This is a genomic window from Vicinamibacteria bacterium, assembly GCA_035570235.1.
Taxonomy (GTDB): Bacteria; Acidobacteriota; Vicinamibacteria; order Fen-336; family Fen-336; genus DATMML01.
On sequence record DATMML010000043.1, the window covers coordinates 18887 to 29926 of the forward strand.

The 11040-nt window shown below is 69.0% G+C and carries 12 protein-coding genes; 1 reads left to right on the forward strand and 11 read right to left on the reverse strand.

The annotated features are described in order from the left end of the window. Positions 1–99 precede the first annotated feature (99 nt). Positions 100–786: a hypothetical protein gene (locus VN461_08145; GenBank protein ID HXB54737.1), complete on the forward strand. Its 687-nt coding sequence runs from the start codon at positions 100–102 to the stop codon at positions 784–786. A gap of 10 nt (positions 787–796) precedes the next feature. Here the strand turns inward: VN461_08145 and VN461_08150 are convergent, their stop codons facing one another. Genes VN461_08150 through VN461_08200 form a run of 11 tightly spaced genes read right to left on the reverse strand, consistent with a single transcriptional unit; the run spans position 797 to position 10991 of the window. Then, positions 797–1441 carry a type II secretion system protein gene (locus VN461_08150; GenBank protein HXB54738.1) on the reverse strand — a complete coding sequence of 215 codons (645 nt, stop codon included), beginning with the start codon at positions 1439–1441 and terminating at the stop codon, positions 797–799. Next, on the reverse strand, positions 1438–2067 hold the full coding sequence (locus VN461_08155; GenBank protein ID HXB54739.1) for a lytic transglycosylase domain-containing protein: 630 nt from the start codon (positions 2065–2067) through the stop codon (positions 1438–1440). Before VN461_08155 ends, VN461_08150 begins: the two co-directional genes overlap by 4 nt. Beyond that, positions 2061–2864: a hypothetical protein gene (locus tag VN461_08160; GenBank protein ID HXB54740.1), complete on the reverse strand. Its 804-nt coding sequence runs from the start codon at positions 2862–2864 to the stop codon at positions 2061–2063. The genes VN461_08155 and VN461_08160 overlap by 7 nt, the downstream gene beginning before the upstream one ends. Before the next feature lie 23 nt (positions 2865–2887). After that, entirely contained in the window at positions 2888–5176 is a 2289-nt protein-coding gene (locus VN461_08165) for a cohesin domain-containing protein (GenBank protein HXB54741.1), read from the reverse strand. A 26-nt stretch (positions 5177–5202) separates the two neighbouring features. Continuing rightward, a complete protein-coding gene (locus VN461_08170) occupies positions 5203–5604 on the reverse strand; it encodes a prepilin-type N-terminal cleavage/methylation domain-containing protein (GenBank protein HXB54742.1) in 402 nt (133 codons plus the stop codon). Next, a complete protein-coding gene (locus tag VN461_08175) occupies positions 5579–6049 on the reverse strand; it encodes a type II secretion system protein (protein HXB54743.1) in 471 nt (156 codons plus the stop codon). The genes VN461_08170 and VN461_08175 overlap by 26 nt, the downstream gene beginning before the upstream one ends. After that, on the reverse strand, positions 6039–6614 hold the full coding sequence (gene pilO / locus VN461_08180; GenBank protein HXB54744.1) for a type 4a pilus biogenesis protein PilO: 576 nt from the start codon (positions 6612–6614) through the stop codon (positions 6039–6041). The genes VN461_08175 and pilO overlap by 11 nt, the downstream gene beginning before the upstream one ends. After that, a complete protein-coding gene (locus VN461_08185) occupies positions 6611–7186 on the reverse strand; it encodes a hypothetical protein (GenBank protein ID HXB54745.1) in 576 nt (191 codons plus the stop codon). Before VN461_08185 ends, pilO begins: the two co-directional genes overlap by 4 nt. Next, on the reverse strand, positions 7183–8148 hold the full coding sequence (locus VN461_08190; GenBank protein HXB54746.1) for a hypothetical protein: 966 nt from the start codon (positions 8146–8148) through the stop codon (positions 7183–7185). The genes VN461_08185 and VN461_08190 overlap by 4 nt, the downstream gene beginning before the upstream one ends. Continuing rightward, on the reverse strand, positions 8145–9779 hold the full coding sequence (locus tag VN461_08195; GenBank protein HXB54747.1) for a GspE/PulE family protein: 1635 nt from the start codon (positions 9777–9779) through the stop codon (positions 8145–8147). Before VN461_08195 ends, VN461_08190 begins: the two co-directional genes overlap by 4 nt. Before the next feature lie 3 nt (positions 9780–9782). Further along, entirely contained in the window at positions 9783–10991 is a 1209-nt protein-coding gene (locus VN461_08200; protein ID HXB54748.1) for a type II secretion system F family protein, read from the reverse strand. Between the last annotated feature and the right edge of the window lie 49 nt (positions 10992–11040).

Here is an 11040-nt window from a genome sequence, read left to right on the forward strand (position 1 = left end):
GGACCTCTCTTGTCCCCGGCCCTGCGCTGGCTCCCAACCCCCCCAAGGGTCGCCCCGGCCGGGTTTGCGTTGGCCGGCGGCGGGCATACACTGGAATCGATGCGCGCCCCGGCCCTGGTCGTCGTCCTCCTGGCCGCCGCCCCGATGGCGCCCGCCGAGGTGACGGTGAGATTGGGCGGAGACGGGCGCGTGGATGTCCGGGCCACGACGGCCCCCCTTCCCGAGGTGCTCGACCATCTCTCGCGCCAGACCGGCATGAAGGTGATCTACGACGGCCCCGTCCCGCGCCCGCTCTTGACCCTCACCTTGGAGAGGCGCACCCCCGTCGAGGCCCTCCTCGGGATCCTCGAGGGCCTGGGCCTGAACTACGCGGTGGTCATGGACAGGACGGCCACGCGCGTGGAGACGCTGCTCATGACGGGGACCCCCCCGGTGTCGGTCCCCAGCGCCGCCTTGCCCCTGAGGGCGACGACGCCCACCCTGCCTCGGCTCCGGGCCCCGGAACCCGTGGAGCAGGACCCGGTCGATGAGCCCCCGGAGGAAGAGGCGGTGCCCCCGGCCACCCCAGGGCAGCCTGCACCGGGCCCGCCTCTCCCCGGGACCGGGAGTCCGGTTCCTCCCGCGTTCAGCCAGCCGCCGATAACGCTACCGGGCATGCCGAACATGGTGCCTCCCCCCGATTACCCGGTCTCCCCCTTCACGCCACGGCTGCTTCCGTCGAACATTCCGATCCCCCGTCCGTCGCCGGGGACCCCTCCGGCCACGGAGCCGACCGCGCCGCCTTAGCGGTTTGCGCTCAGCGCGGGGCGGACGACGGGTTTGGACGGGGTGACCCAGGGGTCAAGGGGCTGAGGCCCCCCGGGGGCGTGCTTCCCGGCAGAACCGGACTCAGTTGGCCGCCAATGACCCTGGGCTGGCCGACGGCAAAGATCCACTCGTTGTAGTGGTTCCGGCCATTGAATAGACGCAGGCTCTTGTCCGTGCTTCTGCTGGCCACGCCGACGAGCGGCCCGATGGAGCCGCCCATGACGCCCCCCGGAGAAGGCGGCTGGGTCGGGGGGGGGGCGTTTGGCGGGGGGCTGGCCCCCGGCGGAGGGCTCGCCCCCGGCGTCGGCGGGGCGAGCGTCGCCTCCCCCTGGTGGATGAGGCGCCACTTGCCGTCCCGGGTCATGGGGTCCTTGTAGGCCTTGCGCAGGTACTTGCCCTTCACGAGAACCTCGAGCGACGTGGGCAAGGCGTTGCCGCTCTTCTTCTGGAATCGCTGGATGGCGTCCGCGATGGAGCCCCCCCGAAAGATCAGCTCCTGCTCCCGGTCGTCCTGCATGATGTAGCGCCAGGTCGGAGCGGCGGCGCCCATAAGCACGAGCATGATGGTCATGGAGGCGATGAGGGCCACGAGCGAATAACCCGCCTCACGCCCGGGGTCCGGCCCCCTCCTCATTTCGCCCTCTCGTAGCGCTCTAGGACCCTCTTCACGTAGTCCCGGGTCTCGCGGTACGGGGGAACGCCCTGGTGGCGGCCCACCGCGCCCGTCCCCGCGTTATAGGCGGCCAGCGCCTTCTTCACATCGCCCTCGTAGAGAGCGAGCAGGGAGCTCAGATGACGGGCGCCGCCGTCCAGATTGGCGGAGGCATCGAAGGGATCGCGGATGCCGAGGGAGGCGGCGGTGGCGGGCATGAGCTGCATGAGGCCCTGGGCCCCCTTCGGAGAGACCGCTTGCGGCCGGAAGTTGGACTCCACCGACACGACCGCCAAGACGAGCTCCGGATCCAGGCCGTGTCGTCGGGCGGCCTCAGTGGCGAGCGCCCGCAGGTCTCCCCCCTCCCCGGCGACCTCGTCCAATACCTCGTCGGGAACGAACCCACGCACGAGGGTGACGGGCGTGCTGACCTCGCCGCCACCCCGGAGGCCCAGGACCAGCGTGTCCCCCTCCACGCGCCGGGCGATGATCTTCAGGGTCTGGCCGTTGCTGAGGACGGCGATCTCCGCCCGTGCGGACGCTCCCGCGAGGACGAGCAGGGTCGCCAGGGGCAGTCGGGTCCATGGGCCTCGACCGAGCCTCAGCATGCGGGGGCGGGGCCGGGGACGGCATTGATGGTCACATCCGTGGCGCCGGTCTTGCCGTTTGGCACGGTGGCGGTCACGGTGACCAGGACTTGGGAGTCCGTACTCTGCCGCCGCGTGTGCATCACGTCCGCGGCCTGGCCGTTGGTGTCGGTAAAGATGGGCTGGCTCCCGCTGTCAAAGAACTCCTTGATCCCGCAGGCGCCCGACTTGACCGCCACGGTGAAGATCACGGGCACGTTGGCGACGGGGTTGCCGGACGCGTCGTAGACCGTGGCCACCACCCGGGTCTGGCCGCCCGGACCGTCGATCCGCGGGGGATCGGCCACCACCACGACCTGGACGGGGAGCGAGCTCCCGATGACTACCGTGGTGGAGGCACTCCCATTCCCACTCGTGACCGTGCCCCCCGTCACGGGCCCGGGCGAAGCGGAGGGCGAAGTGGAGGGCGACGGGGAGGGAGCGACGGAGGCAGCGACGGCGGGGCCTCCCGAAACGCACGTGACCGTGGCCATCCCCGACCGGCTGTCGGACACGAGGTTGAACCGGGCCACCCCGTCCTTGGTCTCGGCCTGGGGGTCGACCCGGCCCAGGGTGGTGAAGCACTGCATCACGGTGCCGTCCGGGCACGGCATCCCCGCGGGCTCGATGCAGAAAGCGGAGATCACCGACACGCCCCCGTTGGCGGAGATGAAGGGGGGGTTGGCAAAGAGGGTGAGGCTGGATCCGGGAGGGGCAGTGAGAAGCGCCTTGGCGCAGGTCAGGACCGCCAGGGCCAGGAGCAGGACCCCCAACCCCATCGCGGCCCTTCCCGGAGGCCTTCTCACGGCATCACCACGAGCCGGCCGGGGGAAGGCGCGGCCGGCCGGTCGGCGGCGGCCCCGGTGGCGAGGATCAGGGACTCCACCCCGACCGGCCACGCCCCGGGGCGAAGGCCCCGGAAGGTGGCCACCGCCACCTCTCCCGAGCCCGCCGTGGCCACGGCCCGCGTGAACCGGATGCGGGCCCGACCGGACTCGAGCGTCTTCTCAACCGCCACGTTCGCCCCGTCCAGGGTCAGGAGCGAGCCGGGAGCGATGTCGACCGCCTCCAGGAGGGCGGGATCGTAGACGAACACCGCCTCCACGGCCCGAAGGTCGCGGGCCCCCACCACCACCAGGGAAAGCGCCGTCGTCTGCCCGGCTTTGACACTCGCCTCCGGTGGGCTGAAGAGGGCGGTGGTGGGCCGGGCATCCGGGGGCTGCACCTCCGGGGGCTCGGGTGAGGGCGAGGCCCCGGGCGGGCCCGGAGATGGGGCCGGCGCGGGGGGGGCCTCGGGAGGGGCCGCCGGCGCCCCTCGCGGAGCGCCGCGCGGAGCGGGGCCGGGCGGGGGGACGGGCTCGGGGGCCCCGAAGAGCGGGGGCCGGATGCTCGGCACCTTGACCGTCTCCTCGGTCCCCACGTACGTGGACCTTAGGTCCTCCTCCGACAGCTTTGGTCCGCGGACTAGGTGCGCGGTGATCGAGATTATGATCTCCAGGTCGTCGATGTTCTTGACCGTGGAGGTGAAGATCCGGTTGAGGATGGGGACGCTCTGGAGGCCGATGACGCCGGACAGCGCCGTGGTCTCCCGTCCCTGCACCAGCCCCCCGATGAGGCTCGTCTCACCGTCCCGGAGGCGCAGGATGCCCTTCACGCTCCGGGTCAGGAAGGTGGGCAGGGTCTGGCCGCCGAGATCGGCGTTGGCGCCCAGGATGCTGAACTCGGCAGTGAGCTCGAGGGCGATGTCGCCGCTGGCGTTGACCTTGGGAGTGAGCTCCAGAGTCACGCCCACGTTTCGGTACTGGAAGGAGGTCGCGGGCGCGAAGGTGCCCGTGCCGCCGGTGGCGGTGGCGGTGAAGGTCGTCACCGGGACCGGCACCTCCTGCCCGATCTTGAGCGCCGTCATCTTGCCCTCCGCCGCCCGCAGCTTGGGGGCGGCGAGGATGCGGGCGTTGGTGTCCGTCTGGAGGAACTTCGCGAAGATGGTGGAGGGCACGTTGACCACGAAGTCGGCGAGGTTGAGGGAGGACAGGAGCTGGGCCCGCACGTGGGTGAAGCCCGAGCTGTCCACCTCGCCCGCGGCGCCGGTGGGGCTGAAGGTGGCGGAGACCTCGTAGTTCGAGAGGCGGATCCCGAAGTCCTTCACCTTCGTCCGGTCGACCTCCAGGATCTGGATCTCCGCCATGATCTCGCCCTTGGGCTTGTCGTTGGCCTCCACGATCCGCTCGGCGAGGGCCACCTTGTCGGGGGTGGCGATCACGGTGATGGCCGCAAGGTCCTTGTTGGCCGTGGCCTTGGTGATCCCGGCCAGGGTCTTCACCTGGTTTAGGGTTTCGTTGACGTCCGCGTTCTGGAGGTAGAAGGTGCGGAGCACGAAGTCGTCGTAGGTCCTCCGCTTTTGGGGAGACTCCGGCACGATGATGATCGTGTTCTGGTCCAGCACCTTGTAGAAGAGCCTGTTCACGAAGGTGATCTGGTCGAGGGCCTCCTGGAAGGTCACGCCCGTGAGGTTCACGGTGTACTTCTTGTCCCGGTAGCCCTCGTCGAAGAGGATGTTGACCCCGGAGAGCTTGCCGAGGGTGTCCAGGATCTTCTCTAGGCTCGTCTCCGTGAACTTTATGGCTACCGGCACCGGGCTGCGCGGGGAGAGAACGGGAACGGGGACCCGGGCCGCCTGGGCTCGGCTCTTCATGGCCTCGAACTCGGACAGCCGCTTCTTCTCCTCCTCGCGGGCGCGGATCTTGTCCCGGGTCCGAATCAGGTCGTCCGACGCCGAGCGGTCGCCGGGGTCGTACCGGGTGGCGATTTCGAGCTCGTCCGCCGCCTTCTCCAGCTCGTCCGCGGCCAAGTGCTTGCGGGCCTCGGCGTGGTGGAAGCGGCTGGCCTCGACGCGGGCGTTCTCGAGGGCGATCTTGTAGTCGATGTTCTCCGGGTCCTTCTGGAGGGCGGCGGTCAGGCGGGCCACGGCCAGGTCCCAATTCCCCTTCTTGGCTTCCTTCTGTCCCTGGCGGTAGGCGGAACGGGCCGCGCAGCCCCACCCGGCCAGGCTCAGGGCGAGCGCCACCGCGAACAATCGGCCAAGGGAACCCAAGCTCCTCCCCTTCCCTGTGGGCATCGTCACCACTCGTTGTAGGGCGTGCCCGAGAGCGAGGACTCGGTGGACGCGCTCTTCAGGTCGATGATGCCCGGGGGCTCGGTCGGCCGGTCGGGATCGGGCTCGGCGTTCACCACCTCCCAGTCCGCCATCCTCGTGATGGGGTCGACGGGGACGGCCCGCACGTAGCCGTCCTCCTTGAGGGCATCCAGGGAGGCCGGATAGCGGCCCTTGTCCGCGTAGTACTGGTCGATCAGCTCGCGCAGGCGGAAGAGATCCTCTTTCAGCACCGCCTCCCGGGATTGGAGGATGGCCACCTTGTACTCAGGCAGCGCGATCGCGGCCAGGATGGCGATGAGGGCCACCACCGTGATCAGCTCGAGGAGGGTGAAGCCTCCCTCACCAGGAGTTGTACTGCGTCCCATCCAATCCCTTCCCCGTGTTCTTCGAGTACACGTCCCAGACGTTCTGGCCGCACCAAGACGTGCTATCGGGTTCGTCCTGATAGCAGCGCTGGCCCCACTCCGCGGTTCCCGTCATGGGGTCCACCGGTATGCGGCGCAGGAACTTGAGCTTCTTCTGGATCGCCCCCACCCGGTTGACCCCCTTGACCAGGATCTCGAGATCGGGCGGATAGCCCTCGCTCCCCACCTTGACGTCGGTGCCCCCGATGGCGCCTTGCTCCACCGCCAAGTGATAGCGGTCGACGGCGAACCTTATTTCCCGCAGGGTGCGCCTCAGCTCGATCTCCTTTTGCCGGGTGTAAGTCACCCGGGCCAAGGGCATTATGGCGGAGGCCAGGATCATCACAATGGCGGCGGTGGCCACCAGTTCCAGGTAGGTCACGCCTCGGGAGGAGCTACTGTCCATGGCTCTCCGGGGATCCGGCTCGGAAGTAGGCGGAGAGCTCGATGCTCAAGTCCCCCCTCTGTTCCGCGCTGCGCCTGAGGGCCACCCGGTCCACGGTGAGGAAACGCGGCGAGCGCTCGACGCGGGCCAGGAACTCCACCAGTTGATGATACGTCCCTTCCACCGGGAACGAGATGGCCACCCGGGTCAGCCGCGTTCCCTTGACGTCCTCGGGGTGATACGTGCGGCGCCGGGCCTTCAGGCCCGGCTCCGCGGCCATCTTCTCGACCTCCTGCAGGGTGGGCCGCAGCTCGGTGTCCCGCGGGCCCACCACCCCGCGGTAGAAGCGCTGCATGTCCGCGGTGTTGGAGCGGATCGTGTCCGCGCGGCGGCGCAGGCCAGCCGTGATCTCTAGCTCGCGTTCCACCTCCGCCCGGAGCAGGGCCACCCGGGAGGTGACGCTGCGGAGTTGTAGCTGGCGGGGGAAGGTGTAGGCCGCGAAGGCGGCCACGTTCAGGCCGACCAGGGCCCAGAACACGGGCAGGAGGCGGCGCCGCCAGAAGGGAAGAGGCGGGGCGGGAGTCACGGCCGCTTCTCCACCCGCCCCGGGATGGCGGGCGAGACGTACCGCATCGAGAACGACAGGTCGGCTCCCTCCGTGCCCTCCCCCACCCCCAGGAGGTTCACGTCCTGGAACTCCTTCCGCTCCTGCAGAGCGCGCATGAAATCGAACCCGTCCTCCGCTTTGCGGGCGACCGCGCCCAAGTCCAGTTGCAGCTGCCCTTCCCTGACGGAGGGAGCGATGGAGACGAGGCGCACCCCCGCCGGGAGCACCTCCTCCAGAACGCCGAGGAGATCTGTCCAGGAAAACGCCCTCTGGTCCACCAGGGCCCGGAGGAGTGCCCAATGGGTGACCAGGGCGGAGTCCGGCCGGGGGCCGCGCAAGGACGCGGCCTCCATCCGGAGCTGCTCGACCTGCTGGTCGAGGGCCTTCACCTCCTGCTCCAGGGCCGCGGTGCGACCCGGCAACACCTGCCGGAGGACGAGGGCGTGGCGGGCGGTGAGGGCGAGGAGCAGGAGCGATGCCAGGCCGAAGGCGAGGGCGGGCAGCCGTTCGTTGCGGAAGGGCCGGCTAGCCAGGTTGAGGGGGGCCCTCACGCTGCCCTCGCCACGCACGCGGCCGCCCCCGCCAAGGCCTGGGCCGCCGTCCCCGAATCGCTTCCCCCGAAAGGCTCCCAGGGATCGAGGACCTCGGGCTTGAGCCCCAGGGGCTCGTGAAGGAGCGCCACCGCCTCCTCCGGGGGCAGGGCCGCGGAACGGACCACGGCCGCTTCCAGGCCCGGCCCCGCCAGCCTCTCCCGATAGTAGAGCACGGTGTTGGCGACCTCGCGAATAACGGGATCGGGGGCGGCGGCGAAGTCCCCGGTCAGGGTCCGCAGGAGGATGGGCCAGCCCGCGCGGCTCAGGACCAGAGACACGTAGCCGTGATCCCAGTTCAAGAAGAGCCGGTCGCCGGTAGAGCCCTCCCCGATCGCTCTTCCCGACAGGGCGAGGCAGGCCGCTTCCACCAGGCCGGGGCGGAAGCCGAGGGCCGAAAGCGCAGCCTCGTAACCCTCGAGCACGGGTCGAAAAACGGCGGCCACCAGGACCTGGCCCCCGGATCCGGGGGGCGGCGCTCGATGAGCGACGCGGGCCTCCCGGGCCTCAAAGGGAAGGGCTTTCTTGAGCCGGAAGCGGATAAGATCCTCGGTCTCCCGGCGGCCCCGGCCCGTCACCTCGGGGGCGGGAAGCAGGGCCAGCCGGACCACGGGATCAGGGAGGACGAGGCCAATCTCTCCGCCCGAGAGGGCCCCCGCCCGCTCCACGACCGTGGCCAGGGCCTTGCCGAAGGCGGCGGCATCCGTGATGTTGGGCTGGGTCATGGAGAGGTTCAGCGCGCCCTCGGGCAGGTCCAGCGAGGCCGCCGCGCCCAGGAGGACCCGCCTGCCCTCGCGAAAGAGCCGCACCACCCCCAGGCTGCGCGGCCGGACCTCGAGCGCGATGAGCGGGTAGTCGGGCTCGAGAAGGCGGCGGCGGAGCCAAGCGTGGCCGCTTCGTAGACCCTCCCCCGCCCGCCTCACACCACCTCCACAAACGTGACCTTGTTGATCTCCTGGAGCGTGGTCCGGCCCGTCAGGGCCTTGTTGACGGCCGACTCCCGAAGAAAGACCATCCCCTCCTCCCGGGCCGCCCGCTTGATGTCCGCGCTCGAGCGGCGGGCCAGAATCATCTCCCGCACGCTGTCCGACACGTCCAGGAGCTCGCAGATGGCGGTGCGGCCCTTGTAGCCCGTCCCCCCGCATTCCAGGCACCCCGCCCCCTCGTAGAACCACGTATCCGCGTAAGCCACGGCGTCGAGGCCCGACTCCACCAGCAGCTCGCGGGAGGCCTTCACGCGGCGCGTGCACTGGGAGCAGATGGTACGCACCAGGCGCTGGGCCTGGACGCAATTGAGGGCGGAGACGAAGTTGTAGGGTTCGATCTTCATGTTGAGGAAGCGGCCGAGGACGTCGATCACGTTGTTGGCGTGCACGGTGGTGAAGACGAGGTGACCGGTGAGGGCGGACTGGATGGCGATGTCTGCCGTCTCGGGATCGCGGATCTCCCCCACCATGATCTTGTCCGGGTCGTGACGGAGGATGGAGCGCAGGCCCCGGGCGAAGGTCAGCCCTTTCTTCTCGTTGACCGGGATCTGGGTCACGCCTTTCAGCTGATACTCCACCGGGTCCTCGATGGTGATGATCTTGTCTTCCTCGGTCTTGATCTCGGAGAGGGCGGCGTAGAGGGTCGTGGTCTTGCCGGAGCCGGTCGGCCCCGTCACCAGCACCATGCCGTAGGGCTCGCGTATGAACCGGCGGAAGCGCGCCAGCTCCTTCTCGTCGAAGCCCAGCACGTCCAGGCGAAGAGAGGTGAACTGCTTGGAGAGGCTCTCCTTGTCCAGGATGCGGATGACCGCGTCCTCTCCGTGCACGGAGGGCATGATAGACACCCGGAAATCAATGGCGCGTCCGCCCACCCTCACTCGGAAGCGGCCGTCCTGGGGGACGCGCTTCTCCGCGATGTCCAGCTCCGCCATGACCTTGATGCGGCTGATGATGGTCTGGTGGTGCTCCTTCGCGATGGGCTTCATGGCCGGCTGGAGCACCCCGTCGATGCGGTACTTGATCACCACCTCGCTGTCCCGGGTCTCGATGTGGATGTCGGAGGCCCGACGGTTCAGGGCATCGAAGACCGTGGAATCCACGAGGCGGATGATGGGCGATTGATCGGCCTGGATCTTGTCGATGGAGATAACTTCCTCACCGTTGTCGTCGTCGCGGAGGAGCTGGATCTTGAACGATTCCGAGGCCTGTTCCAGCACCCGCTGGGTCCCCTGACCGCGCTTGAGCGCGTCCTGGATGGCGGAGGGCGAGCCCACCGCAGGCTGGATGGGGGTCTGCAGGAGCAGGGAGAGCTCGTCCACCACCGGGATGTTGGCGGGGTCGGCCATGACCAGAACCAGTCGTTCCCCCTCCCGGCGGTAGGGGAGGAAGTTGTACCGGAACATCAGCTCCACGGGCACGGACTTCAGGATCTCGGGATCGGGGGCGAAGGAAGCCACGTCCACGAACTCCAGGCGGTAGCGAACGGAGAGCGCCCGCGCGGTCTCCTCCTCGGAGACGGGGGCCAGGACCGCATCGTCGAGCAGGGGCTTTGTCCGCTCTTCCGCCACCGGCTACCTCGTCTTTTGCACGGCGGATATGGCCTGAAACATGGGCAAGTAAAAAGCCAGCAGCATGCCGGCCACGATGACGGCCATGAGGACGAGGAGGATGGGCTCCACCAGGGTGAGGACGGTCGCGATTCGGGTGTCCAGCTCCTCGTCGTAGAACTCCGCGACCGCGTTCAGCATGTCGCCCAGGGCCCCCGTCTGCTCCCCCACCTTGACCATCTCCAGGGGGAGCGTCTCCAGCATGCCCGTGGACTCGAGGGAGGCGGTGAGGCTCGCACCCTCCCGTATCCGGGGGGTGGCCGCGGCCACTGCCCCGGCCATGGCCCGGTTCCCGATCGAGGCCGCCGCCACCTCCAGGGCGTTCAGGAGCGGAAGTCCCCCCGCCAAGAGGGTGGACAGCGTCCGCATGAGCTGGCTGGTCGCGTACATCCGCACCAGGCCGCCCAGGTAGGGCAAGCGCAGGAGGGCTCTGTCGATGACGAGTCCAGAGGTGGGTCGCTGCAGCCAGGACCAGAGCGCGACTCCCCCCCCGGCCAGAACGAGCCCGATCCAGAGCAGGTTGCTGCTCACTGCATCCGACACCCCGAGCAGGATCTGTGTGGGCATGGGCAGCTCGGCCCCCAGGCCCTCGTAGAACCCCTTGAACTGGGGGATCACGTAGACGACGAGGACCGCGACCAGCAAGAGCATCATCGACAGCAGGACAATGGGGTAGACGGAGGCGGAGACGGCCTTCTTCTTGAGCCCCTGGTTGAGACGCAGGTGCTGAGAGAAACGCCGCAGGACAGACTCCAGGCTGCCGCTGCGCTCCCCCGCCACCAGGCTCGCCGCGAAAATCGGGGGATAAAGGTCGCCTTCGGCCCGGAAGGCTTCCGAGATGGCGGTTCCCGACTTCACCTTCTCCCGGACGGTCGTGAGGGAGCGTCGGAAAACGGGGTCCTTTTGCCGATCCAGCGTGACATCCAACGACTGGAACAGGGGAAGGCCCGCTTTCAGGAGGGCGGCCAGCTCCTGGGCGAAGATCAAGAGCAGGCTGGGTGCCACCCGGGGGCGGCGAAGCCGAAGGCGGCCCAGGCCTAAGCCGCGGTGGATCGAGAAAAGGTAGTAGCCCTGCTGCTCGAGGTCGGCCCGGAGAGCCGTCTCGTCGGGGGCGGCGAAGGTCCGCTCCACCACTTCGCCTGTCGGTGTGCCGACCTTGCAGACATATTCCATGAACCCGGACCCGCCGCGATCACTTTATCAGCGAAGGCCCTAAGGTTCA

What these genes read in the sequence shown, in the direction of transcription:
- VN461_08145 (HXB54737.1), top strand. Translation starts at nt 100, where the DNA reads ATGCGCGCCCCGGCCCTGGTCGTCGTCCTCCTGGCCGCCGCCCCGATG.
- VN461_08150 (HXB54738.1), bottom strand. Translation starts at nt 1,441, where the DNA reads ATGAGGAGGGGGCCGGACCCCGGGCGTGAGGCGGGTTATTCGCTCGTG.
- VN461_08155 (HXB54739.1), bottom strand. Translation starts at nt 2,067, where the DNA reads ATGCTGAGGCTCGGTCGAGGCCCATGGACCCGACTGCCCCTGGCGACC.
- VN461_08160 (HXB54740.1), bottom strand. Translation starts at nt 2,864, where the DNA reads ATGGGGTTGGGGGTCCTGCTCCTGGCCCTGGCGGTCCTGACCTGCGCC.
- VN461_08170 (HXB54742.1), bottom strand. Translation starts at nt 5,604, where the DNA reads ATGGGACGCAGTACAACTCCTGGTGAGGGAGGCTTCACCCTCCTCGAG.
- VN461_08175 (HXB54743.1), bottom strand. Translation starts at nt 6,049, where the DNA reads ATGGACAGTAGCTCCTCCCGAGGCGTGACCTACCTGGAACTGGTGGCC.
- VN461_08200 (HXB54748.1), bottom strand. Translation starts at nt 10,991, where the DNA reads ATGGAATATGTCTGCAAGGTCGGCACACCGACAGGCGAAGTGGTGGAG.